21 protein-coding genes are annotated in these 24,812 nt (G+C 64.9%); 9 read left to right on the top strand and 12 right to left on the bottom strand.

Annotation, left to right across the window (positions count from 1 at the left end; genetic code table 11):
- Positions 1-114: 114 nt before the first annotated feature.
- A complete protein-coding gene (locus ACOZ9V_RS12780) occupies positions 115-936 on the bottom strand; it encodes an aldo/keto reductase (protein WP_139468878.1) in 822 nt (273 codons plus the stop codon).
- Between the two features lie 132 nt (positions 937-1,068).
- Positions 1,069-2,439 (bottom strand): PTS transporter subunit EIIC, encoded by a 1,371-nt coding sequence (locus ACOZ9V_RS12775; protein ID WP_181271640.1) that lies wholly within the window; start codon positions 2,437-2,439, stop codon positions 1,069-1,071.
- Here ACOZ9V_RS12775 and ACOZ9V_RS12770 point away from each other — a divergent pair.
- Positions 2,427-2,789 carry a glucose PTS transporter subunit EIIB gene (locus tag ACOZ9V_RS12770; protein WP_139468876.1) on the top strand — a complete coding sequence of 121 codons (363 nt, stop codon included), beginning with the start codon at positions 2,427-2,429 and terminating at the stop codon, positions 2,787-2,789. The two genes, ACOZ9V_RS12775 and ACOZ9V_RS12770, sit on opposite strands and share 13 nt — an antisense overlap.
- Positions 2,790-2,912: 123 nt before the next feature.
- Positions 2,913-3,365, top strand: coding sequence for a PTS sugar transporter subunit IIA (locus ACOZ9V_RS12765; RefSeq protein WP_181271641.1), 453 nt, complete (start codon positions 2,913-2,915; stop codon positions 3,363-3,365).
- A 25-nt stretch (positions 3,366-3,390) separates the two neighbouring features.
- Here ACOZ9V_RS12765 and ACOZ9V_RS12760 read toward each other — a convergent pair whose 3' ends face one another.
- Positions 3,391-3,909 carry an adenine phosphoribosyltransferase gene (locus ACOZ9V_RS12760; protein ID WP_139908485.1) on the bottom strand — a complete coding sequence of 173 codons (519 nt, stop codon included), beginning with the start codon at positions 3,907-3,909 and terminating at the stop codon, positions 3,391-3,393.
- A gap of 90 nt (positions 3,910-3,999) precedes the next feature.
- Here ACOZ9V_RS12760 and ACOZ9V_RS12755 point away from each other — a divergent pair, with 90 nt between their 5' ends.
- Positions 4,000-4,617: a protein-L-isoaspartate O-methyltransferase family protein gene (locus ACOZ9V_RS12755; protein ID WP_139908484.1), complete on the top strand. Its 618-nt coding sequence runs from the start codon at positions 4,000-4,002 to the stop codon at positions 4,615-4,617.
- Here ACOZ9V_RS12755 and ACOZ9V_RS12750 read toward each other — a convergent pair.
- The 3 genes from ACOZ9V_RS12750 to ACOZ9V_RS12740 form a co-directional block, all read right to left on the bottom strand.
- Entirely contained in the window at positions 4,568-5,119 is a 552-nt protein-coding gene (locus tag ACOZ9V_RS12750) for a hypothetical protein (protein ID WP_181271642.1), read from the bottom strand. The two genes, ACOZ9V_RS12755 and ACOZ9V_RS12750, sit on opposite strands and share 50 nt — an antisense overlap.
- 124 nt (positions 5,120-5,243) lie before the next feature.
- Positions 5,244-7,064: an ABC transporter ATP-binding protein gene (locus ACOZ9V_RS12745; protein WP_181271643.1), complete on the bottom strand. Its 1,821-nt coding sequence runs from the start codon at positions 7,062-7,064 to the stop codon at positions 5,244-5,246.
- The gene (locus ACOZ9V_RS12740; protein WP_434590571.1) at positions 7,061-8,851 is read right to left on the bottom strand and encodes an ABC transporter ATP-binding protein; all 1,791 of its coding nucleotides are present in this window, start codon (positions 8,849-8,851) and stop codon (positions 7,061-7,063) included. The genes ACOZ9V_RS12745 and ACOZ9V_RS12740 overlap by 4 nt, the downstream gene beginning before the upstream one ends.
- A gap of 371 nt (positions 8,852-9,222) precedes the next feature.
- Between ACOZ9V_RS12740 and ACOZ9V_RS12735 the strand changes: the two genes are divergently transcribed.
- From ACOZ9V_RS12735 to ilvC, 3 genes are all read left to right on the top strand, one after another.
- Positions 9,223-11,157 (top strand): acetolactate synthase large subunit, encoded by a 1,935-nt coding sequence (locus ACOZ9V_RS12735; RefSeq protein ID WP_139468870.1) that lies wholly within the window; start codon positions 9,223-9,225, stop codon positions 11,155-11,157.
- Positions 11,154-11,669: an acetolactate synthase small subunit gene (ilvN, locus tag ACOZ9V_RS12730; RefSeq protein WP_139468869.1), complete on the top strand. Its 516-nt coding sequence runs from the start codon at positions 11,154-11,156 to the stop codon at positions 11,667-11,669. The genes ACOZ9V_RS12735 and ilvN overlap by 4 nt, the downstream gene beginning before the upstream one ends.
- Before the next feature lie 106 nt (positions 11,670-11,775).
- Positions 11,776-12,807 (top strand): ketol-acid reductoisomerase, encoded by a 1,032-nt coding sequence (ilvC, locus tag ACOZ9V_RS12725; protein ID WP_101544534.1) that lies wholly within the window; start codon positions 11,776-11,778, stop codon positions 12,805-12,807.
- A gap of 188 nt (positions 12,808-12,995) precedes the next feature.
- Here the strand turns inward: ilvC and ACOZ9V_RS12720 are convergent, their stop codons facing one another.
- The 4 genes from ACOZ9V_RS12720 to ACOZ9V_RS12705 all read right to left on the bottom strand — a co-directional run bounded on the left by ACOZ9V_RS12720 (position 12,996) and on the right by ACOZ9V_RS12705 (position 18,603).
- Positions 12,996-14,798 carry an ATP-binding cassette domain-containing protein gene (locus tag ACOZ9V_RS12720; RefSeq protein ID WP_434590568.1) on the bottom strand — a complete coding sequence of 601 codons (1,803 nt, stop codon included), beginning with the start codon at positions 14,796-14,798 and terminating at the stop codon, positions 12,996-12,998.
- Positions 14,799-14,801: 3 nt separating this feature from the next.
- On the bottom strand, positions 14,802-16,475 hold the full coding sequence (locus ACOZ9V_RS12715) for an ABC transporter substrate-binding protein (protein ID WP_434590565.1): 1,674 nt from the start codon (positions 16,473-16,475) through the stop codon (positions 14,802-14,804).
- Between the two features lie 143 nt (positions 16,476-16,618).
- On the bottom strand, positions 16,619-17,617 hold the full coding sequence (locus tag ACOZ9V_RS12710; RefSeq protein ID WP_434590562.1) for an ABC transporter permease: 999 nt from the start codon (positions 17,615-17,617) through the stop codon (positions 16,619-16,621).
- Positions 17,614-18,603 carry an ABC transporter permease gene (locus ACOZ9V_RS12705; RefSeq protein WP_139908479.1) on the bottom strand — a complete coding sequence of 330 codons (990 nt, stop codon included), beginning with the start codon at positions 18,601-18,603 and terminating at the stop codon, positions 17,614-17,616. The genes ACOZ9V_RS12710 and ACOZ9V_RS12705 overlap by 4 nt, the downstream gene beginning before the upstream one ends.
- A gap of 285 nt (positions 18,604-18,888) precedes the next feature.
- On the opposite strand from ACOZ9V_RS12705, the gene ACOZ9V_RS12700 reads away from it, so the two are divergent.
- Both ACOZ9V_RS12700 and serA read left to right on the top strand, forming a co-directional pair.
- Positions 18,889-20,181 carry a GNAT family N-acetyltransferase gene (locus ACOZ9V_RS12700; protein ID WP_434590559.1) on the top strand — a complete coding sequence of 431 codons (1,293 nt, stop codon included), beginning with the start codon at positions 18,889-18,891 and terminating at the stop codon, positions 20,179-20,181.
- Between the two features lie 127 nt (positions 20,182-20,308).
- Entirely contained in the window at positions 20,309-21,901 is a 1,593-nt protein-coding gene (gene serA, locus ACOZ9V_RS12695; RefSeq protein ID WP_172171209.1) for a phosphoglycerate dehydrogenase, read from the top strand.
- A 21-nt stretch (positions 21,902-21,922) separates the two neighbouring features.
- Here the strand turns inward: serA and ACOZ9V_RS12690 are convergent, their stop codons facing one another.
- Both ACOZ9V_RS12690 and ACOZ9V_RS12685 read right to left on the bottom strand, forming a co-directional pair.
- The gene (locus ACOZ9V_RS12690) at positions 21,923-22,624 is read right to left on the bottom strand and encodes a phosphatase PAP2 family protein (protein ID WP_376906217.1); all 702 of its coding nucleotides are present in this window, start codon (positions 22,622-22,624) and stop codon (positions 21,923-21,925) included.
- Positions 22,621-23,472, bottom strand: a complete 852-nt coding sequence (locus ACOZ9V_RS12685; RefSeq protein WP_139468861.1) for an HpcH/HpaI aldolase/citrate lyase family protein — start codon at positions 23,470-23,472, stop codon at positions 22,621-22,623. Before ACOZ9V_RS12685 ends, ACOZ9V_RS12690 begins: the two co-directional genes overlap by 4 nt.
- Before the next feature lie 298 nt (positions 23,473-23,770).
- Here ACOZ9V_RS12685 and ACOZ9V_RS12680 point away from each other — a divergent pair, with 298 nt between their 5' ends.
- Complete coding sequence (locus ACOZ9V_RS12680) at positions 23,771-24,808, top strand: 3-isopropylmalate dehydrogenase (RefSeq protein ID WP_434590555.1); 1,038 nt, start codon at positions 23,771-23,773, stop codon at positions 24,806-24,808.
- Positions 24,809-24,812: the final 4 nt, after the last annotated feature.

Below are 24,812 nucleotides of genomic sequence, written 5' to 3'. Positions count from 1 at the left end.
GAACTCTCCGGCGGCTTCGTCATTGCTCGACCTGACTGCCCAACCGGCCACGTCGGTCACGATCGTTGGTCGGGGTGGGCCGCCTCGGCGAGGTTTTGGTCGAACCTGAACGGGTCAGTTCACCTCGGCGGGATCGGCCGAGACGCGGCCGCCGTTTTCGAGCGCGTCGATGGCTGCCACCTCGGCGTCGGTGAGTTCGAAGTCGAAGACGTCGAAGTTCTGCTCCATGCGGTCGCGGTTGTTCGACTTCGGGAAGACGACGTGACCTTTCTGCAGGTGCCAGCGGATGATCGCCTGAGCCCAGGACTTCTCATGGGCGGCGGCGATCTCACCGATGACGGTGTTCGCGTAGTCGACCTTGCCCTGGCCCAGCGGACCCCAGGCTTCGATCTTGATGTCGTGCTCGGCAAGCAGCGGACGGGTCTCGACCTGCTGGAACTGCGGGTGGACCTCGATCTGGTCGACGGCCGGGATGATGCCCGTATCGAGGATCTCCGGCAGGAAGCGGTGGTCGAAGTTCGAGACGCCGATCGAGGTGGTCAGGCCCTGGTCGCGGTAGCCGGGGAAGGCCTCCCAGGTCTCGACGGAGTTCTTGTTCGCCGGGGTCGGCCAATGGATGAGGTAGAGGTCGACATGGTCGAGGCCGAGCTTCTCCAGGGATTCTCCGAGGGCCCGCTTGGATTCCTCCGCACCGTGGCGGTCATTCCACAGCTTGGTCGTCACGAAGAGTTCGTCGCGGGAGATCCCGGACTTCGCGATGGCCCGGCCTACGCCTTCCTCATTGCCGTAGACGGCAGCGGTGTCGATGTGGCGGTAGCCGACTTCGAGGGCGTCGGTGACGATGCGTTCGGTCTCGTCGGGGTCGACCTTGAAGACGCCGAATCCCAGCTGCGGGATCGTCTTGCCGTCGTTGAGAGTGAGTGTGGGAACCGTCATGGTGCCGCCTTTCGTCACGTATGCACTGGTCAGGACGGATCCGAGGCTGATCGGGTCCGCCGGTTCGGCACCCGGTGAGGGCACCGAACCGAGCGTATAACGTCACCGGGCCCCGGAGCATTCCATGGACGGTCAGCTTCTGCCCTCGTCCTGTGCGCGCTTCTTGCCCGTGGACTCTTCGGCGGCGATCTGGGCTTCGTCGAAGACCGAAGGAGCACCGGTGCCGGTGTCGGTCTCGTCCTCGCGGCCCGGGGTGTGCAGATTGAACTTGATGATCGCCCACCGGAACAGGAAGTAGTAGATGACGGCATAGGCCAGGCCGATGACCAGCAGAAGCAGGACCGGTCCGATGCCGCCGGACAGTTCCGACGCTCGACCGAGGTTGAGCAGATAGTCCAGCGCACCGGCCGAGAAGCCGAATCCGGATTTGATGCCGAGCGCATTCACCAATGCCAGAGATGTGCCGGTGAGCACGGCGTGGACCGCGTAGAGCGGGAATGCGACATAGGCGAAGGCGTATTCGAGCGGCTCCGTGATTCCGGTGATGAACGCGGTCAGCGCCACCGAGAGCATGATGCCGCCGACGACCTTGCGACGCTTCGGGTGGGCGGTGCGGTAGATCGCCAGGGCTGCGGCCGGCAACGCGAACATCATGATCGGGAAGAAGCCGGTCATGAACGACCCCGTCCAGTCGGCCGTGCCGTCCACACCGGAGAAGAAGCAGGTGATGTCGCCGTGCGCGGTGTCCCCCGAGGAGGTCGTGCACGAACCCAGCTGGAACCAGGGCAGATTGTTCAGCAGATGGTGCAGTCCGAAGGGAATGAGGAGACGGTTGATGGTACCGAAGACGAACCCTGTGCCCGGGTTGGCGCCGTGCTCCATGAGGAAGCCGCCCACGCCCTTGTTGATGAGGGCGTCGAAGACAGGGTAGATGAGGGCCATGATCACGGCGATGATCATTGTCGCGACCGCAGTGACGATCGGGACGAAGCGGCGTCCGCCGAAGAAGCCGAGGTAGGTCGGCAGTTTGATCCGGTGATAGCGCTGATAGAGCAGGGCGGTGATGATGCCGACGACGATTCCGCCGAGCACTCCGAAGTTGATGACGTTCTCGCCCTCACCGTTGTCCGAGCCGAAGCCCGGAGCCATGGCGGTGAAGACTCCGGTGAGGACCATATAGCCGACGACGGCAGCCAGTGCCGTGGAGCCGTCGGCCTTCTTCGCGAAGCCGATGGCCACACCGACGGCGAAGATCAGCGGCAGGTTGTCGAACAGAGACGAACCGGCGGCCGCGAAGACCGTCGCCACCGGCAGCAGCCAGTCCGCGAACTGGCCGAGTCCCTCGGCGCCGAGCATGTCCGGCTGGCCGAAGCGCATGAGCAGGGCCGCGGCCGGAAGCACGGCGATCGGGAGCATGAGGGAGCGCCCGACGCGTTGGAGCTGGGCGAACCCTGGTATCGCCTTCCTGCGCTTCTTCGGTGCCTCAGCGGATGCGGTGGTCATCGGATTCCTCCTCGGAAGTGGGGCCGTCGGTCACGAGTCGCCGTAGACTTGTGACGCAGATCGCAGAACGTGAAATCGACGCCGGCGCGTGGACGCCGGAGATGAAGGTGACAGACATGGACAAAGCAGCACAGATCCTCGCCGGACTGGGCGGTGCCGACAACATCGACGACATCGAAGCGTGCATCACTCGCCTGCGCGTCGAGGTCGACGATGACTCTCTCGTCAACGAACAGGCGCTCACGGCAGCCGGTGCTTTCGGTGTGGTGGTGCAGGGAAGCGCGGTCCAGGTCGTCGTCGGTCCGGAAGCCGACAACCTCGTCGATGACATCGAAGACCTCATGGGCTGAGTCACGTCTTCGTCTCCTCTGCTCGCCGGTGAGCATCTGCTGGTCGACAGTGATCCTTGTCTGTAGTCTGAGGTCAGTCTAGGCGAAGTACAACTGATTTTGGAGAAAGGCGGCCTGCTGACTATGGCAGTCACGATCGCTGCACCCATCACCGGCACGGTGATCCCATTGACGGAGGTTCCCGACCCCGTCTTCGCAAAGGCGCTCGTCGGCCCCGGTGCGGCCGTCGACCCCGGCGAGGCCGCGACCCTGACGGTCACGGCTCCTGTCGCGGGAAAGCTGACGAGCCTCAAACCCCACGCCTTCGTCATCTCCCACCGACCCGATCAGGGTGTGCTCGTCCACCTGGGCATCGACACCGTTCACCTGAAGGGAGGGGGTTTCACGCTCCGTGCCGAGGCCGGGCAGCAGGTCGAGGCCGGCGAAGAGATCGTCGTCTGGGACTTGGCCGCCGCCCGTGAAGCGGCGAAGTCCGTGGTCGTTCCGGTCGTCGTTCTCGAAGCCGACGCCGAAGACCTGTCTCTCGCCGAGGCGGGGCCGATCGCGGCCGGCGACGTCCTCATCCGCATCGGCTGAGGACGTCCGAGTCAGCTGAGGCGTCTCACTCCGCGAAGAGGGTATGAACCTCGCCCGTATGCTCGCGTCCGCCGAGCGCGGTGAGCTCAAGGACGACGGCTGAGCCGATGACCTCGGCGCCGAGATCGGCGACCAGGGACTGGGCCGCTGTGAGCGTTCCGCCGGTGGCGAGGATGTCATCGATGAGCAGCACGCGCTCGCCCTCCTTCAGAACATCGGGACCTTCGATCGTGGCAGTGCCGTATTCGAGCGTGTACGACACAGCAGCCGCTGGGCGGGGGAGCTTTCCAGCCTTGCGGATCGGCAGGATTCCGACTCCCGTCATCGCGGAGATGGTACCCGCGAAGAGGAAGCCACGGGCCTCGAGCCCGCCGACGATATCGAACTGACCTGCGAAAGGCTCGATGAGCGCCTCGGTGACGGCCCGCATCGCCGGACCATCGGCGAGCAGCGGGGAGATGTCGCGGAAGACAACTCCCGGTTCGGGATAGTCAGGAATTGAGGTGATGAGGCTCTGGGCGCGGCCGAGATCAGATTGAGTCACGGCACAACGATACTCGGTGACGCCATTGTGCCCTCAGCGCGGATCGGCACAATGGGAGGTGCCGGGGGGTCGCTGGGGATCGGAGGAACCATGACAACGGATGAGACGCACGATCGAATCGCCGAGGCATTCGCCCGGGTTCCGCGCGAACCGTTCTTGCCGATGGCGGAACGTCAGAACGCCTCAGACAATGTGCCCCTGCCGATCGGGCACCGGCAGACGAATTCGCAGCCGAGCACCGTCGCGGACATGCTCCGGCTGCTTGATCCGCAGCTGGGGGACACCGTCCTCGACCTCGGATCTGGCTCCGGATGGACCTCGATGCTGCTCGCCGTCCTCGTCGGGCCGACCGGGCGGGTGCTCGGGGTCGAACGGCATCCCGAGCTCGTCGAATCCTCGCGGGCGGCCATCGAAGCTGTCACCGCCGATTCCGCTGGCCGAGAGACCCTCGCCGAGGTGGTCCTCCACGAAGCCGTTACAGGTGCCCTCGGCCTCCCGGCTGAGGCACCGTTCGACCGGATCCTCGTCTCCGCCGGGGCAGAATCACTGCCCGACCAGCTCGTCGATCAGCTGACCGTCGGCGCCACCATGGTCATTCCCGTCGCAGGGGAGATGCTCCGCGTCGTTCGAGACGGTCCTGGCTCCGACGAGCTGACGATCACTCGTCACGGCCGGTATCGGTTCGTGCCGCTCGTCGTCGGCGAATGAACCAGGAGACAGTGATGGCCAAGCCGGCAAAGGCCATCGGCATAACCATGTACAAGTCCTCCGAGTCGTAGAGGGGAGTCCTCCACGACCACGGCAGCAGGGGGTGGCCGAGCTTCGCCTCGGCCACGATGAGTCCGCAGAGGGCGGGGAAGAAGACCACTCCGATGATCAACCCGAACCAGGACGTCTTCTCGGTCTCATCAATGGAAGGAACGTCCAGCTCGATTCCACGCTTGCGCGCGAAGCGCTGGGTCGCATGGCGTGGCAGATCGAATGTCGTTGCGACTATCACAAGCCCTCCCGCCCACCACAGTCCCGAGGCAACGAACAGGAGGGCGATGATCGCTGCGGTCCACCTCGTCGCCTGGCCGCCACGGGCAATGGCGTCGCCGATGATCCGACGCTCTTCCGTTCGGCTGCTCATCTCGGCATCGCTGTCGATCTCGACCACATCGTCGATGTCGGCCGCTGCTTCGGTCTCGTTCTGTGCCTCGGAGTTCACGGGTGTCCTCCTCGTCGATTCGATTCGTCTTTTACACAGCAACATACTTTGCCGGAACTGCTGAGTCGACCACGCTGGTGATGGCGAAGGGACGGAAGTGGGACGGCAGGAGGACGAGAGGACCTCACACGAGGGAGTCGCGCCAGGCCTGGTGCAGCTGTGCGAACTTCCCGGTGCCGGAGATGAGTTCGTCGGGTGTGCCGTCCTCGATGATCCGACCGGATTCCATGACCAGCACGCGGTCGGCGATCTCGACAGTGGACAGGCGGTGGGCGATGATGATGGCTGTCCTGCCTTCGAGCACCGTGGCCAGGGCGTTCTGCACCAGCCGCTCCGACGGGATGTCGAGGTGCGCGGTCGCCTCGTCGAGGACGACGACATCCGGATCGGCGAGGAACACCCTGGCAAAGGACACGAGCTGACGCTGGCCAGAACTCAACCGGCCGCCGCGCTTCTTCACATCCGTGGCATAGCCCTCGGGCAGCCGGCGGATGTACGCATCCAAGCCGACCGCGGTCGCGGCCGCCACGACATCGTCATCGCTGGCGTCCGGATTGCCGATGCGGATGTTGTCGGCAATGGTGCCGGCGAAGAGGAACGACTCCTGCGTCACCATGACGACCGACGATCGCAGCTGTGCATCGTCGAGGTCACGCAGATCCACCTCGTCGAGGGTGATCCGTCCAACGCTTGGATCGTAGAAGCGGGTGACGAGCTTGACCAGGGTCGACTTGCCCGCGCCGGTGGCGCCGACGAGCGCGACGATCTGTCCCGCCGGGATGTGGAGATCGAAGCGGGGGAGGACGTCGGAGCCGTCGGAGTAGGCGAAGCGGACGTCGTCGAGATCGAGGGCACGACCGCTGGCAGCCGCGTCACTGGTTGCGTGCGCAGGCAGAGCCTGCGGCTGGGTCGGTTCGACCACCTCGGGGTCGGTGTCGAGCACCGCCGCGATCTTCTCCAGCGCCGCCGAGGCGGACTGGTAGAGATTGAAAGCCTGAACGAGTTCATCGAGAGGACCGTAGAAACGACGCAGGTAGAGGATGAAGGCGGCGAGCACGCCGATCTGCGTCCACCCCTCGATGACGAGCCACGCACCGATGACGATGATGACCGTCTGCGTGACGTTGCCGATCAGCCGCGTCCACCCGGCGAACCAGGCCACCCCGCGCAGGGCATCCGTGTTCGCATCCCGATACCGGGCATCCTGATCGCTCAAGGTCCCGCGCCGCTCGGGCTGACGCCGGTACGCCTGCACGGCGCGGATGCCGCCCATCGTCTCGACGAAGTGGACGATGACCTTCGCGATCGACGTCCGCGTGCGCCGGTAGGCGCTGCGCTGAGTCGAATGCGCCGCCTTCGTGATGAAGAACAGCGGCACGAATCCAGCGAAGACGACGATCGCCAGCGGCACATCGAGGACGACGAGAGTGACGGCGATGAAGAGCATCTGCAGCACCGCCAGCGCCGTGTCGAAGAGCGAATACGACAGGAACTGCTGCACCGATTCCATGTCCGAGGTCTGCCGGGACACGAGCCGTCCCGAGGTTGACGTCTCGTGATAACCCAGGTCAAGACGCTGAACATGGGTGAAGACCCGCTCGCGCAGGGTGAAGAGGATCCGCTGAGCGGTGATCCCGACGAGCCTGGTCGACGTGAACGCCAAGATCGCCGAGGCGATTGCTGAGACCACGAAGAGCGTGACCGCCCGGATCAGGGGATCCATATCGCCGTCGAGGGCTGCGGGCACACCTCGATCGAGGGCATCAGCGATGAACACCGGCCCGATGACCATCAGCGCAGCCGTGAGCACGACGATGACGGCGAGGAAGACGGCCATCGCCAGGTGCGGCCTGACCAGCGACATCAGCAGGGTGCGGGCCTTCTTCGCAATGTCCGGCGGCAGCGACTCGATCTCGTCGTCGCTGTCGAGACGTGGCATGCTCATGGTGTCCCTCCTTCCTTCGCCGAGGCGGCCGCACCCGGATACGTGTGTGCATCGGCTTTCGCGCTCGCCCCCATGAGTTCGCGGTAGAGCTTCGAGGACTCGAGCAGCTGTTCGTGGGTGCCGAGCGCTGCGATCCGGCCCTCGTCGAGCACCGCCACCACATCGGCCAATGCCGCTGTGGATGGGCGGTGGGCGATGATGAGAGTCGTCGAATCCGGCAGGATCTCCCGCAGGGCCCGCTGCACCCGATCCTCGGTGTCGACGTCGACGGCCGAGAGCGGGTCGTCGAGAACGAGGATGCGCGGACGCCCGATGACCGCACGAGCCAGAGCGAGGCGCTGACGCTGACCGCCGGAAAGCGACAGTCCCTGTTCGCCGACCTGCGTATCCAGACCATCGGGCAGTCGGGAGACGAAATCCTTCGCCGCCGCGATCTCGAGGGCCTCCCAGATCTCTTCCTCGCCCGCGCCCGGGGAACCCATCTCGACGTTCTCGGCCACGGAAGTCGAGAACAGGATCGGGTCCTCGAAGGATACGGACACGAGGTGACGCAGCTCGTTCACCGGCATGTCTCGGATATCGACGTCGTCGATGCTCACCGTGCCGGCAGAGACGTCCTGAAGCCTGGGCACCAGAGACGCCAGAGTCGTCTTCCCCGAGCCGGTTGCCCCGACGAGAGCGAGAGTCTGACCGGGCTCGATGGTGAGATCGAGACCGCGCAGGGTCAGTCGCTCGGTATCAGAGAAATGGAAATCGACGTCGTCGAAGCGCAGCTTCCCGCGGTAGTGGCCGACTTCGGGAGCATCGTCGACACCGCCGTCGGTATCGGTGATGTCATGACGGATGTCGATGACCTCCCAGTACCGTCCTGCGGCGGTCAGCGCCATGAGCGCATCGGCGAGCAGGAAGCCGAGCATCTCGATGGGCATCCGCAGCACCATCGAGATCGTCACGGCCGCCACGACCGTGCCGATCGTCGTCCAGCCCTCGATGACACCCCACGTGCCGACGGCGACGATCGCGGCCTGAGCCAGGGTCGGCAGCAGCAGGAGCACGCTCCACAGCCAGGAGTCGAGCTTCGCTTTGCGGATCTCCAAGGATTTCAGCCGGGTGGAGATCTCGGAGAAGCGCTCGGCGGCCCAGAGGGAGCGTCCGAACGACTTGAGGATGCGGATGCCCTGGATGGACTCCTCGACGTCGGTGGTCAGTTCGCCCATAGTGTCCTGCGACCGACGGGAGGTCTCCCGATAGTGCTTCTCGAAGACGGCGACCGCGATGATCGCCGGCACTGCCATGATGATCATGATCAGACCGAAGACGGGCTGCATGATCACGAGCATCACCGTGCCGACGGCGAGCACGATCGGTGTGGAGAGGAGGAACGGGAGCCCGAACGCGAAGAAGCGACGCAGCTGAGACAGATCATTCACCGCGCGCGAGAGGAGCTGGCCGGACTCCCAGGAGTCGTGGATCGCCACCGAGGTGTACTGCAGACGATCGAACAGGCGCGAACGCCACGTCACCTCCCAATGGGAGACGACGGGAGCGACGACCATGCGCCGTGCCCACATCCCGACAGCCTCGGCGATGCCGATGAACAGGACCCCGAGGACCGGCAGCCACAGGCCCGACAGATCGCGGTGGGCGATGGGTCCGTCGACGATGTAGCCGGTGATCACGGGGACGATGAGCTGGATTCCGTTGGCCAGGAGAGTGAGGACGAGCACGAGGACGTACACGCCGATGCGGGAGCGGAGGTCAGGCCAGAAACGGAGGAGGGGGCGCACGAGAATCCAGCCTAGTCGCAGACTGTGATCTATTCCACGAATCTGGCAAACAGGCTTCCCGTTTCTCTGTGCGCTGAAAATTGAGGTCGAGCGGAACGGCGGTGGGGAATGGGGACGCTGTGCCGCCTCGGCGAGTCTCGCCTGGCAATCATCGTCGGTCTCGAATGTCGGGACGAACGTTTGCGAGGTTTGACACCCTCGAGTGCTGCGGGGAACTATTGAGGCATGACTCACCTTCTTGTCGTCGTTATTACCCAGCGCGCGGATCTTCCGTAGCCTGTCGAGACGACACGTTCCGCGCGCCCCTACCGAATCCGGAGGGGCTTTTTTAATGCGGAGATGAGAAGGAAACCCAGGAAGGATAGGAATCGATGGCAGCCAAGCCCTCGACCGCGAAAGACACGGGCACTCAACCCGCGTCCGCACCGGTCACAGCCACACCGTCCAGCATTCGCCGCAACACCGGGCCGGAGGTCCTCACCGGCGCACAGGCGATCGTCCGCAGCCTCGAGAAGCTCGAGGTCGACACGGTATTCGGGCTTCCCGGCGGCACCATCCTTCCCACCTACGACCCGCTGTTCGAGACGGACAAGATCCGTCACATCCTCGTCCGTCACGAGCAGGGCGCCGGCCACGCGGCCGAAGGCTATGCGGCCGCATCGGGCAAGCTCGGCGTGTGCATCGCCACCTCGGGTCCGGGCGCGACGAACCTCATCACGGCCCTGGCCGATGCGCACATGGACTCCGTGCCGATGCTCGCGATCACCGGTCAGCAGGCCTCATCGTTGCTCGGCACCGACGCCTTCCAGGAAGCCGATATCGTCGGCATGACGATGCCGGTGACCAAGCACAGCTTCCTCGTCACACGTGCCGAGGACATTCCGGCGGCGCTCGTCAACGCCCACCACATCGCGACAACCGGCCGTCCCGGCCCCGTGCTCGTCGACATCACCAAGGATGCGCAGACCGGCACGGCCCCGTTCGTCTGGCCGGAAGAGCCGGTGCTGCCCGGCTACCGCCCGATCCTCAAGCCGCACGCCAAGCAGATCCGCGAGGCCGCACGCCTGATGTCCGAGGCTCAGCGCCCGGTGTTCTACATCGGCGGTGGAGTCATCCGCTCGGAGGCCGAGAAGGAGCTGCTGCGCCTGGCAGAGGCCACGAACATCCCCGTGGTGACCACGCTCATGGCGCGCGGAGCCTTCCCCGACTCGCATCAGCTGCACTTGGGCATGCCCGGAATGCACGGCAGCGTGCCTGCCGTCACCGCCTTCCAGAAGGCCGACCTGCTCATCGCCATCGGTGCCCGCTTCGACGACCGCGTGACCGGCAAGCTGGACTCGTTCGCGCCGAACGCCCAGGTCATCCACGCCGATATCGACCCGGCCGAGATCGGCAAGAACCGAGAGGTCGATGTCGCCATCGTCGGCGATGCCCGCGAAGTGCTCGCCGAGATGCTCGCAGAGATGCGCAGCAAGTTCCCCAAGGCTCTGGAGCGCCAGCGCGAACCGTGGTGGCGCTTCCTCAACCGTCTCAAGCAGACCTACCCGCTCGGCTATGAGACGCACGGCGAACTGTGCGATCCGCAGTACGTCATCTCCCGGATCTCTGCGCTCACCGGCCCCGAGGCGGTCTATGCCGCAGGCGTGGGGCAGCACCAGATGTGGGCCGCTCAGTTCATCGAATTCGAACGCCCCAAGTCCTGGCTGAACTCCGGCGGTCTCGGCACCATGGGCTACTCCGTGCCCGCGGCCATGGGTGCGAAGGTCAGCCAGCCCGACCGCGTGGTGTGGGCGATCGACGGTGACGGCTGCTTCCAGATGACGAATCAGGAGCTGGCCACCTGTGCGCTCAACAACATCCCGATCAAGGTCGCGATCATCAACAACTCGTCGCTGGGCATGGTCCGTCAGTGGCAGACCCTGTTCTACGACGGCCGCTACTCGAACACCGACCTCAACACCGGGCACGAGACGATCCGCATCCCCGACTTCGCCAAACTGGCCGAAGCCTACGGCTGTGAGGCGATCCGCGTGGACCGCAACGAGGATGTCGACGCCGCGATCGAGAAGGCGCTGTCGATCAATGACCGACCGGTCGTCCTCGACTTCACGGTCCCACCGGATGCGATGGTGTGGCCGATGGTCGCGGCAGGCGTGTCGAACGATGAGATCGAGTACGCCCGCGGCATCCGTCCCGAGTTCGACGGAGAGGGCGAAGAGGAGGCCGAGGCTGCCATCGCCGAGGCCGGAGCGAACGAAGACGGCACGGTGCGTTCCGTGGCTCAGATCGAAGGAGGCCTGGAATGAACAGCAGCCGACACACACTCTCTGTCCTGGTCGAGAACAAGCCCGGCGTGCTCACCCGGTTCACCGGGCTCATCGCCCGCCGCGGCTTCAATATCCACAGCCTCGCCGTCGGTGTGACGGAACATGAGGAGCTGAGCCGGATCACCGTCGTCGTCGACGTCAACGACGTTCCGCTGGAACAGGTGACGAAGCAGCTGAACAAGCTCGTCAACGTCATCAAGATCGTCGAACTCGAACCTGAGTCCTCGGTGCGCCGTGCGCACATCATCTACAAGGTGAAGGCGAATGCGGCCACACGACCCCAGGTCGCCTCGGCGGTGGAGATGTTCCGCGCGAAGATCGTCGACGTCGGACCCGACTCCGTGAGCATCGAGGCCACCGGTGAGCTCGGCAAGGTCGAAGCCCTGCGCGAGGTCCTCGAACCCTTCGGGATCAAGGAGATCGTGCAGTCGGGAACCGTGGCCATCGGCCGCGGGGCGAAGTCGATCACCGATCGCGCACTGCGTGGCTGATTTCGCGTTCCAACTTGTGGAACCCCGCTCATCTCAATACGTGAACAGCAGTACCGAACTGTGAAACAATGGGGACATCACCCCGTAACCCGAAGGAGCTAGAACTATGGCAGCAGAACGCTATTACGACGACAATGCAGACCTGTCGATCATCCAGGGCAAGAAGGTCGCCGTCATCGGCTACGGCAGCCAGGGCCACGCCCACTCGCTGAGCCTGCGCGACTCCGGCGCCGAAGTCCGCATCGGCCTCAAGGAAGGCTCGGCCAGCCGCGACAAGGCCACGGCAGAGGGCCTCGAGGTCGGCACCCCCGCCGAGGTGGCCGCATGGGCCGATGTCATCACCATCGCCGCACCCGACCAGGTTCAGGCGGAGATCTTCAACAACGAGATCAAGGATCAGCTGGCTCCCGGCAAGACCCTCGTGTTCATCCACGGCTTCAACATCCGCTACGACTACATCAAGGCTCCCGAGGGCGTCGACGTCATCATGGTCGCCCCGAAGGGTCCCGGCCACGTGGTTCGTCGTGAGTTCGTCGACGGCCGCGGTGTGCCCGTGCTCGTCGCCGTCGAGGTCGACGCCTCCGGCAAGGCCTGGGACACCGTGCTGTCCTACGCCAAGGGCATCGGCGGCCTGCGCGCCGGCGGCATCAAGACCACCTTCACCGAGGAGACCGAGACCGACCTGTTCGGTGAGCAGACCGTGCTCTGCGGCGGTGTCTCGCACCTCGTCCAGTACGGCTTCGAGACCCTGACCGAGGCCGGATACCAGCCCGAGATCGCGTACTTCGAGGTCCTCCACGAGCTCAAGCTCATCGTCGACCTCATGGTCGAGGGCGGCATCGCCAAGCAGCGTTGGTCCTGCTCCGACACCGCTGAGTACGGCGACTACGTCTCCGGCCCGCGGGTCATCACCCCCGAGGTGAAGGAGAACATGAAGGGCGTCCTCGACGACATCCAGAACGGAAAGTTCGCCGAGCGCTTCATGAACGACCAGAAGAACGGCGCACCGGAGTTCAAGGAGCTGCGTGCCAAGGAAGAGCAGCACCCGATCGAATCCACCGGTCGCGAGCTGCGCAAGATGTTCGCATGGCTCAAGGACTCCGACGACGACTACACCGAGGGCACTGCCGCTCGCTGAGTCGGAATCATCGGCTGAGTCTCAACCTCGCCGAGGCGGCCCCAACGCTGCGATGCTGTGACCGCCCCAGCTGGGAGAGCTGAGAGAAGGAGCCCTGGACACCATTCGGTGTCCAGGGCTCCTTCACATTCACAGATCTCGGCTGGTCAGACGGCCGGTGCTGTCGCTCTGGCAGCCGGCTCGCCCGGTCAGGCGGCCAGCCGGGCAGCGCGTCTGGCGGCTTGGATCTGCGGATCCGGCAGGGGAGCGGATTCGATGAGCTCCTTCGTATACGCCTGCTGGGGCGCAGTGAGCACTTGAGCGCTCGTGCCCTGTTCGACGATCGCTCCATGCCTGAGCACGACGACGGTGGAGGCGAGCTGCTCGATGACGGCAAGGTCATGACTGATGAACAGACAGGCGAAATCGTGGACCTCGTGGAGTTCGGCCAGCAGACGCAGCACCCCGCGTTGGACCGAAACGTCGAGCGCGGACGTCGGCTCATCGGCGATGAGCAGCTTCGGATCCAGAGCGAGTGCCCGCGCAATGGCCACACGCTGACGCTGACCACCGGAGAGCTCGTGCGGATAGCGCTCGGCGAAGTCACCGGGCAGCTGCACATTGTGGAGGAGCGCAGCCACGCGTGCGTCGATCGTGTGAGAATCGAGGCGACGATGGACCCGCAGGGGCTCGCCGATCTGAGAACCGATGGTCCGCCGCGGATTGAGTGCGCCGCGTGGGTCCTGAAAGACCACACCGATATCGGCGCGGCGACGTCGCTGAGCCCGGTTCGGGCGGGTGGACACGGCCTGACCGTCGACGAAGATCTGACCGCTGCTGAGCTTCTGCCCGCCGGTGAGGACAGTGGCGATCGTCGACTTCCCGGAACCGGATTCGCCCACGAGTCCGGTGATCGAACCGGCAGGAATCTGCAGGTCGATGCCCTCGATCGCGGTGACCGGGCCCGCCGAGCTCCTGTGCACGACTGTGGCAGATCTGAGCTCGGCGGCGATTGCCGGAGCAGTTGATCCATCTGGTGCTGTCGATGCATCCGGAGCGCTGGATGAACCGGTCTCCGGTTTCGACCTTCCAGATCCGAAGTCACCGAGGCGGGGGACCGCAGCCAGCAGCTGGCGCGTATATTCTTCCTGCGGGTCCGAGAACAGTTCGTCGACCTTGCCCTGTTCGACGATGCGACCGTTCTTCATCACGGCCACTTCGTCGGCGATATCGGCGACGACACCCATATCGTGGGTGATGAGGAGGACGGCCTGCCCTTCCTCAGTCGCTTGGGAGCGGAGAAGGTCGAGGATGCCCGTCTGGACCGTGACATCGAGAGCCGTCGTCGGTTCGTCGGCGATGAGCACACGCGGGGCATTGACCGTCGCCAAGGCGATCATCGCTCGCTGCAGCTGACCACCCGAGAGCTGATGCGGATAGGCTCGCATGATCCGGTCCGGGTCGTCGAGGCCGACCTTGACCAACTGGGCTCGTACCCGGTCTCTCACCGATGTTTCGGCAGCAGATGCGGCACCGGCCGTCGCCTCCGCACCTCCAGCGGGTTCTGCTCCACCCGGCGAAGAGCCCGCGCGGTGACGGTGAGCACGAACCGCCTCGGCGATCTGATGACCGAGGCGGAACATCGGATTGAACGCGCTCATCGGCTCTTGGAAGACGACGCCGATCTCCGCCCCACGCACTCCGCGCAGCCCAGTGGGGTCGAGCCCGACGAGTTCACGGCTGTCTGCAGCTGTACCGGTTAGGCCCGCAGAGCTCAGAAGCACGGACCCCGTCTGCTCCGCGCTTCCTGCCAAGCCGAGTGCAGCCAGTGCGGTCACGGACTTGCCCGAACCGGACTCGCCGACGAGGGCGAGGATCCGGCCGGGAACGAGGTCGAAAGACACCTCACGGGTGATGACCTTCGGTCCGAACGACACGCAGTGGTCACGATAGGACAGTGCAGCGCGGTCAGTCGGAACGGTCTCAGGCGACGGCGCAGAATCGGCAACCATGGATCAGCCCTTCAGCGATGCCTTGAAGTAGACCGGGTAGGCGGGGAAGTCGCCGATGACGAAGTTCTCCACGTTCGACCCGTGCAGGTAGGAGTTCTTGTTATAGGTCAGCGGTACGATCGGCGCCTGCTCCATGATCGCCTTGTCGGCCTCGGCCCAGACCTTCTGAGCTGCGGTCGGGTCGACGGTCTCGGTGGCCTTCTTGATGAGGGCATCGACCTTCTCATCGGAGAAGTGCGAAATGTTGTAGTTGCCGTTGCCGATCTGTGAGGAGTCGAAGAGCGGAGCGATATTGCCGTTTGCCGATGGGAAGTCCGGCTGCCAAGAGCTCAGGGCGAGATCGTAGTCGCCCTTGGCATCCGTTGCGTCGGCGGAGAAGGTGTTCGAGTCGACGGATTTGATGGTGACCTTGATATCGGCGCGTGCCAGTGCTTCCTGGACAGCTTCTGCTTCGGACACGGAGGTGGCGTCATTGGCGACGAGCAGCCTGAGGTCACCGAGCTTCTCTCCGGATTCCTCGAGTAGGGACTTCGCCTTCTCCACATCGCCTTCCGGCTTCGCCTCGTACAGGTCGTAGTCGACGCGTCCGGGGATGCCTGGGGTGATGAGGGTCGAGGCGAAGTCACCCGAGATCTCGCCTCCGGCGGCGATGCGGAACGTGTCCTTGTTCACCGCATAGTTGATCGCCTGACGAACCTTGACGTTGTCGAGTCCCTTCGAATCGTTGTTCATCGCCAGGTATGACAAAGCTCCGGGGCCTGAGGTGACCAGACGCGACTTCGCATTCGGATCGTTCTGCACCTGGGCGAGCTGAGCAGCGGGCACGAAGCTTGCCGAGAAGCCGTTCTTCGCATCCCCGGAATCGGAGATGAGCGCCTGCGCAGTCACCGAAGCATCTTGACCGAGTTTGAAGACGACTTCGTCGGGGCCGGCGGTACGCACCGGATCGGTCTTCTCATCCCAATTGTCATTGCGGGTCAGCACCGCCTCGGCGCCGGACTTGTTCGACTCGACCTTGTACGGACCCGATGCGATGGGATCGAGGCCGTATTTGCCCGGATGGTCCTTCGATTCGGGCACGGGGGAGAAGGCCGGCATCGACGCGATCCACGGGAAGTCGCCGAATGAGGAATCGAGGTGGAAGACGATCGTCTTCTCATCAGGAGTCTCGACGGACTTGAGCTCCTTGCCCTTGAACGGGCCCGCATAGTCATCGCCGCCCTCAAGCAGCGTCTTGTGATAGCTGAGCCCTCCGGAGAGTTCGGTGGAGAAGGAGCGTTCGATGCCGTACTTGATATCGGCCGTGGTGATCTCCGAGCCGTCTTCGTACTTCAGCCCGTCCCTCAGCGTGAAGGTCCAGGTCTTGCCGTCGTCGCTGGCTGTACCGGTGTCAGTGGCGAGATCCGGGACGACCTTCGCCTGTTTGCCTGGCTGGATGTCCCAGGTGGTCAGGCGGCGGTGGACGAACGACAGGGACGTGATCGCCAGGCCCTGGCTCTTGCCCGGATCGAAGTCCATGTCCGGGGCGTCGGAGAAGATGTTGAGCGTCCCTCCCTTGTGCGTTTCGCCGAGGGTGTTGGACTCCCCGCCGTCCTCGTTCAGTTCAGGGTTGGCATTGCAGCCGCTGAGGACGAGACCCAAGGACAGGGTGGCGGCGATGAGTGCTGCGCGTTTCATGGTGTGCCTTTCAGATGTGCGGCGCTGACTGCGTCGCGAAGTCGGTCAAGAGACGAATGAGGAAGAGAGCTGGTATCGACACCGCCGCCGAGGCGGCCCCGTGCGCATGTGTTCGTGTGCGGTGCTCATCGGCCGGTCACCGTTCATCGGACGGCCTTGATTCGCGGGTCGAGCAGCGAATAGCTGAGATCGGCCAGCAGGTTGGCGATGATGACGACGGCGGCTGCGAAGAGAGTCACACCGACGATGACCTGGATGTCGAGGTTCGACACCGCTTCGAGCAGCAGAGTCCCGACTCCGCCGAGTCCGAAGACCTTCTCCGTGATCACGGCGCCGCCGAGGAGTCCGCCGATATCGATGGCGAAGAGGGTCGTCAGAGGCACCACGAGGTTGCGCAGGCCGTGTTTGCCGATCACCGTCGTTTCGGACAGTCCCTTGGCCCTGGCAGTGCGGATGAAGTCCTGGCTGAGCACTTCGAGCATCTGTCCGCGAGTGAGCCGGGCGTAGATGGCGCCATTGGCGATGGCGAGCACGATCCACGGCAGGATGAGGTGGAAGGCCCACATTCCGGGGTTCTCGGTGAATGGCACGTAGCCGCCGATCGGCAGCACGTTGAGGGTGAAGCCGAAGAGGAGGATGCCGAGCAGCCCGAGCAGATAGGTCGGTGCGGAGATGCCGGTGATGGCGGCTCCCATGACCGTGCTGTCGGCGGCAGTTCCGCGTTTGAGAGCGGCGATGAGACCGGCGGCTATTCCGCCGATGCCCCACAGGACCGCAGCTCCGAGGGTGAGCGAGAACGTGATCGGCAGGCGGTCGATGACGAGATCGGTGACCGAATCGCGCAGACGGAACGAATACCCGAAGCAGGGTGCGTTGCAGTGGATTGCGGCCGCGCCCTCACCATAGGTGCGCCCGCCGACGATGCCGCCGAGGAAGTCGACGAGCTGCTTCCACCAGGCCTGATCGACGCCGAGATAGCGCTCGACCTCGGCCAGACGTTCCGGGGAGCAGGGTTTGCCGCACGAATACTGTGCCGGGTTCGCAGGCATGAGGTAGAAGATCGCGAAGCACGCAGCGGCGATGATGAGCAGTACGAAGGCCGCGCCGAGGAGGCGCATGAGGATGAATTTCGTGCGGTTCATGCCTGCCCTCCCGCGCTCAGCGGATCAGTCGAGACGGGAGCAGCCGCGGGGGCCGCCTCGGTGCTGGTGGTTGTCGAGGCCTCAGCCTCGGACGGGTCGAGGGCATCGCGGAGGCCGTCGCCGAACATGTTGAATCCGAGCGTGACGAGGAACAGTGCCATTCCGGGGAAGATGAGATACATCGGGTCGACTTGGACCCAGCTGATGGCATCGGAGATCGATCGGCCCCATGACGGAGTGGGCGGGTTGACGCCGACGCCGAGGAAGGACAGCGCAGCCTCGGCGCCGATCTTGCCCGGAATCGACACTGTCGTGAAGACGATGATGGTGGCGAGGATGTTCGGAATGATCTCGCGGATGATGATGCGGCCGCTGCCGATGCCCTGCGCCGCGGCGGCGCGGACGAATCCGCGCTCCCGCAAGGACAGGGTCTCGCTGCGGACGACGCGGGCGATCGACGGCCAGCCGAAGAACCCGATGACGAGGATGAGCAGCAGCGGTCGGGGGACGCTGGCCGGGACCGTTGCGGACAATGCGATGGCGAAGATGAGGAACGGGAAGCCGAAGATGATGTCGGTCAGCCTGGAGAGCAGACGGTCAGCGACTCCACCGTAGAAGCCGGCGATGAGACCGACGGCGACGCCGACGATGATGGACACCGCGGTGGAGGCAAGACCGATGAGCAGTGACACCTGCGCCCCATAGCTGACGATGGCGAAGAGATCTCGGCCCGTGCGGGGTTCGACGCCGAACCAGTGTTGAGCACTTACTCCGCCCAATGGTCCGGTCGGGGCTGTGTCCGGGCCGAGTGCATCCGGGTTGTAGGCATACGGGCTGTTGCCGGTGATCGCAGAGAATGCGGGAGCGAGCGCAGCGAGGGCGACGAAGAAGACGACGAGCGCGAGGCCGATCATGGCGGGACGGGACCGCCTCAGGCGCGTCCAGACGGTGATGCGCTGACCGCGTGGGGGTGGTGCTTGAGCCATGTTCTGCTTTCTTCGACGGCGTCGCCGTTCTTGAGTCGAGCGGGTGTGCTCGGAGAAGGGCGGGTGCGACCCGGAGGTGGCCGGGTTCGGCTTGGTTGCCTGAACTGCTCAACAATTATTACCCCTGAATTCCTCCTGGGCAAAGTCTGGATGCTTTCTCGGTCTGCGGACGGTCGGCTCCCGTGGGCGGCGATCGGCCGGTCCGTCTGGGATCTGTGAGCCCTCTGCCTAGCCTGAGCGCAATCATTCGTGGGCATGGAGGGTGATCTGGACTACTGTGGATGTGTGACGAATTACAGATTCGAAGACTTCGAGCCCACCATCGACGAAGCCGCTGGCGAGCCGGATGAGCGCTCCAAGGCGTACTTCGCCTCGACGAGTGTGGGCTTCCACGACCCGCGTTCGACGGATGCGGCCCTGGTGGGCAGGGTGAAGCGGGCGATCGCCGATGGGCGCAAGCTCACCGCCGTCTACGCCGACCAGGAGTTCGGCCACGGATTGGATTCGTCGATCCCGGTCGCGACCTTCGCTTGGTTCGAAAAACTCGTCAACGTCGGCGGCGGTCGGCTGGTCCCGGGTCACCTCATCACCTGGATCACGGTGCGACCGACCCACCGGCGGCGCGGTCTGCTGCGGTCGCTGATGACCACGGACCTCGCCGAGGCGAAGGCGGCCGGCTACCCGTTCGCCGCACTGACCGCGACCGAAGGCGGAATCTACTCGCGCTTCGGCTTCGGTGTGGCGACCTGGCTGCGTTCGATCGAGGTCGACACCTCTCCCGGCTTCAAAATGGTCCGCGAACCCGATCGCCGTGTCGAGATGTGTCTGCCCAGCGAGCTGCGCGAACTCGCTCCGAAGATCTACGACCGTTTCATGCGGACCTCGCCCGGGGCGATGGAGCGCCAGCAGACCTACATCGAACGCGCCACCGGCGCCCTCAACACTGAGACGGGCGAAGAGGACCGCGGCGTCCGCGCGGCCCTGCACTTCGACGAACAGGGCGAGCCCGACGGCTATGTGTCCTACAAGTTCGCCGGCTGGTCGAAGACCCCGCCGACCGTCGACATCATCGACTTCGTGGCCGTCACCGATGCGGCCTACGCCTCCCTATGGTCGTTCCTCGCCGCCATCGACCTGTCGACCCGCGTGACCTTTGGCGAGTCCGCCGAATACTCCCCGCTGCCGTGGCTGCTCACCGATTCCAGGCGTGTGAAGACCGTCGCGAGCGAGGACAATATCTGGATCCGCATCCTCGACGTCAAGGCCGCACTCGAAGCCCGGCCCTGGTACGTGCCCGGAACGCTGACGATCGACATCGACGATTCCCTCGACCTCGCAGGGGGACGCTTCACGATCACCTCGGATGGTGAGAGCGCCGAGGTGACCCCTGCCTCCGATTCGACGCCGGCAGACCTGGGGCTCGGCATCGCCGAGCTCGGGTCCCTGTACCTCGGCGGCGCCGATCCCGTCATCCTCGCGCGGGCCGGACGCATCGATGAGCAGACGCCGGGATCCGCCGTACTCGCCAGCGCAATGTTCAGCCTCGGTCGGGCACCGTATTCTCCGAACGGATTCTGAGCACGCCGCGGATTCTGAGCAACCCGAACGGTCTGTTGAGCGATTCTTCCCAGAATCTGAGACCTTGTGAAGGAATCCTGAAAGTCTCATAAGGTGGACGCGTCCCGGACGCAACAGGAGGAAATCAGTGCCCAAGCCCGTCGTGCTCATCGCCGAAGAACTGTCACCGGCCACCATCGAAGCTCTCGGAGGAGACTTCGAGATCCGTCACACCGAGGGCGCCGACCGATCCCAGCTCCTGCCCGCCATCGCCGACGCCGATGCGATCCTCGTCCGGTCTGCCACGCAGGTCGACGCCGAAGCCATCAACGCTGCGAAGAAACTCAAGGTCATCGCCCGCGCCGGCGTCGGACTCGACAATGTCGATGTCCCCGCGGCCACCTCGGCGGGTGTCATGGTCGTCAACGCACCCACGTCGAACATCATCTCCGCAGCCGAGCTGACGATGGCCCACATCCTCGGCTCGGCTCGCTACTTCGGTGCCGGAAACACCTCGCTGAAGGCGGGGGAGTGGAACCGGAAGAAGTACACCGGCGTCGAACTCTACGAGAAGACCCTGGGCATCGTCGGCCTCGGCCGCATCGGCGGACTCGTCGCCGAACGCGCGAAGGCCTTCGGCATGCGACTCGTCGGCTACGACCCCTACATCACCCAGGCCCGCGCGGCTCAGATGGGCGTCGAGGTCCTCGACCTGCCCGGTCTGCTCGCCGTGTCCGACTTCGTCACCGTGCACATGCCGAAGACGCCGGAGACGGTCGGCATGATCAGCACCGAGGAGCTCAAAGCCGCCAAGCCCGGAGCCCGGTTCATCAACGTCGCCCGCGGCGGCATCATCGACGAGGCAGCCCTGGCCGAGGCTGTGGCCAACGGCGAGGTCGGCGGTGCCGGAATCGACGTCTGGAACGTCGAACCGCCGGAGCACTCGGCACTCATGGATCTTGATGCCGTCAACGTCACCCCGCATCTGGGCGCCTCGACTCATGAGGCCCAGGAGAAGGCCGGCGTCGCCGTGGCGAAGTCCGTGCGCAAGGCCCTGGCCGGGGAACTCGTCCCCGACGCGGTCAACGTCGCAGGCGGCGCCATCCACGAGGATGTGCGCCCGGGCATTCCCCTGGCCGAGCGTCTGGGCCGGGTCGTCAACGCTCTGGCGGACTCCTCGGTCACGCACTTCAAGGTCGAGGTCAACGGCGAGATCGCCGACAAGGACGTCTCCGTCCTCAAGCTCTCCGCGCTCAAGGGCCTGTTCAAGGACGTCGTGTCCGATCAGGTCTCCTATGTCAACGCTCCGCTGCTGGCCGAAGAGCGTGGAATCGGCGTCGAGCTCGTCACCGATCCGTACTGCGAATCGTTCCGCAACATCACCCGACTGACCGCGACGACGAGCACCGGGCAGCGCATCTCCGTGTCCGGCACGGTCACCGGTCCGAAGCTCGTGCAGAAGCTCACCGAGGTCGACGGCTACTCGCTCGAGATCGAACTGACCGACAACCTGCTGATCTTCCGCTACGAGGACCGTCCGGGAATCATCGGTCAGCTGGGTCTGGCACTCGGTGCGAACAACGTCAACATCGCGGGAATGCAGGTCTCGCCTGCATCGACGAGCAACGAGGCGCTGTCCGTGCTCGCCGTGGATTCGGTCGTCTCGGACGAGGTCGTCAAGGCCGTGGCCGGTGCCGTGAACGCCTCGGCCTTCACCGGCGTCTCGCTCCAGGAGGACTGAGCCCCTCAGCAGAAGACCCGTTCACCCCGCAAGCCACAGAGCGAAGCGGGGTGAACGGGTCCTCTGCGCTGTCAGGGTCCAGAATTCGTCGACGAGAACGGCGACGGCGATGCCGATGAAGGCGCCGGCGATCGTGTCGGTGAGCCAATGGACCTGGAGCGCTGTCCGAGACCACATCATGCCGAGGATCCAGATCCCGGCGAGGATGAACGACCAATGGAAGCCCATCCTCGGTGCTTGTGCTTGTGCTTCCTGGGCTGTCGATCCGCGCAGCTGATGACGGCGGCAGGCGATGATGGCCAGACTCATGGCCAGTGCGGCCGCGCCCATCGAATGCCCCGAGGGATAGGAGAACCCCAAGGATTCGTAGAGCTGGTCGCCGGGGCGCAGCCGGGTGACGATGGCCTTGAGGATCTCCGAGGCGGCGATGCCGGCGAGCATCGTGGTGACGAGGAAGAGCGCCGAGCGCAGGCGTCTGCGCAACACGAAGACGCCTGTGAGCAACGCGGTGCAGATGACCACACCCGTGCCGCCGCCGACCTCGGCGAGGACGACGGCGATCCAATACGGCACCGAGCCTCTATCGAGGCCGACGAACTCCAACCAGGACTGATCGACCGGGGTGGGCCCGATGCGCTCGAGATGCAGCCACAGTCCGAAGGCGATGACGAGCAGGACGGCGGGCAGTGTTGCCCACAGCAGCCAAGGCGGCTGTCGGCTCAAGCGTTCCAGAGACCGTAGGCGTCGGCCATGGACGCGATCTTCTTGGCGCGGGCCAGGCGCGGCAGATAGGAGCCGTCGGTGATCTCGGATCCGCCTTCGGCGGCTTCGAGCATCTGGCGGGCCCAATCGCGTTCGTCTTCGCTCGGGCTCATGGCCTCGTTGAGGGTGTTGACCTGGTCGACGGTGAGGACGAGCTTTCCGGTCATGCCCATCATGTGTGTGACTTCGGCATCGGCCCAGACCTTCTCATCATCGGCATCGGCGGCCGAAGGGCCGTCGATGGGTCCGGGAAGGCCGCCCATGCGAGAGGCGATCGTCAGGCGTGAGCGGGCATAGGCCAGAGCCATCGGATCGCCGGAGAAGCCGGTGTCCTTGCGGAAGTCATTGGTGCCGAAGGCCAGACGGAAGGTGCCGGGCGCCTCGGCGATGCGGGTGGCATTCTCCACTCCGCGGGCCGATTCCAAGAGGGCGAGCACGGGCAGGCCGGCCTTCGCGCGCATCGCGGTGTAGGACACCTGCTCGGGGCGTTCGGTCTCGGGCAGCATGACTCCGCGCAGGCCCGGAAGCATGGCGACGGCGGCGAGGTCGTCGGCCCAGAACTCGGATTCCATCTTGTTGATCCGCACCCAGGCGGACATTCCCGAGTCGAGGGCGCGCACGACATTGTCGCGGGCTTCGATCTTCTTGTCATCGGCGACAGAAGCCTCGAGGTCGAAGATGACGGAATCCGCTTCCGAGGTCTGCGCAGGAGTGAACAGTTCCTCCCTCGCAGCATTGACGAGCAGCCAGGACCGGGAGAGTTTGGCGGGCAGAGCTGCGGCGCGGGCGTTGCGGATGATTTCGGTCAATGATCGACTTTCTCTCGGGGCTGGTTGCGGTTGGCCCCCACGGGGTTTGGGGTGCTGTCTCCATTTTCGTCCCTGCGGCGTCGGATGTGTAGCCGAGAACAGTGATTGAGACGTGAATTTGTTCATGTCGGCACACGGAGCGCGGGGCAGCGGCGGGTGCGGCGGTCGTCGTCCGAAGTGTTCGCGCCACTGTTGCACCGACGTCGCTGCATCTCCGCCCCTCCGCGACGGCGCAGACGACGGTTCACATTGTAAGACGCTGTAGTTGTATCGTGAGATTGAGTCTTATTCTGTGAGCATGAAGTTCTCAATCGCAGTCATGCCCGGAGATGGAATCGGCAACGAGGTCGTCCCCGAAGGCCTCAAAGTCCTCAAGCGCGCCATCGAGGTGTCCGGCGAGCCCGTCGAGCTCGAGCTCACCGATTACAAGGTCGGTGCTCAGCGCTATCACGAGACCGGTGAGACGCTCACCGACGAAGAGCTCGAATCGCTGCGTGAACATGATGCCATCTTCTTCGGCGCCTGCGGAGATCCGTCCGTGCCCTCCGGCGTGCTCGAGCGCGGAGTCATCCTCAAGATGCGCTTCGGGCTGGGGCATGCGGTGAACCTGCGTCCCTCGAAGCTGTTCGCCGGAGTCACCAGCCCGCTGGCCGAGCCCGGGAAGATCGACTTCGTCGTCGTCCGCGAGGGCACCGAGGGCTCGTACACCGGATCCGGCGGTTCCGTGCGCACGGACACGCCACAGGAAGTCGCGACCGAGGTCTCGGTCAACACCTGGTACGGCGTCGAGCGCGCCGTCCGCGATGCCTTCGCCCGTGCTCAGGCGCGGAACAAGAAGCTCACCTACGTGCACAAGCACAATGTCATGGTCCACGCCGGCCACCTGTGGCGTCGCGTGGTCGAGAAGGTCGGGCAGGAATTCCCCGAGGTGGCCGTCAACTACGAGCACACCGATGCGTGCACGATCTACATGGTCACGAATCCCGAGCGCTACGACGTCATCGTCACCGACAACCTCTTCGGTGACATCCTCACCGACCTCGCAGCCGCGGTCACCGGCGGAATCGGTCTGGCAGCCTCGGGGAACCTCAACGTCGAAGGCACGGCGCCGAGCCTGTTCGAACCGATCCACGGATCCGCTCCGGACATCGCCGGGCAGCAGATCGCCGACCCGACCGCCTCGATCCTCTCGGGGGCGCTCATGGCCTCCCACCTGGGGCTCGAGACCGTGGCCAAGGCGATCGAGACGGCCGTGGAGGCCGACCTCGCCGAGCGCGACGGAACGAAGCGGTCCACCGCCGAGGTGGGCGACGCGATCGCGGCACGCATCGGCTGACCGG

This window comes from Brevibacterium sp. 1718, assembly GCF_051131255.1.
Classification (GTDB): Bacteria; Actinomycetota; Actinomycetes; order Actinomycetales; family Brevibacteriaceae; genus Brevibacterium; species Brevibacterium sediminis.
Note: the sequence above shows the minus strand (reverse complement) of the source record. Positions and strands in the feature narration are given on the sequence as shown.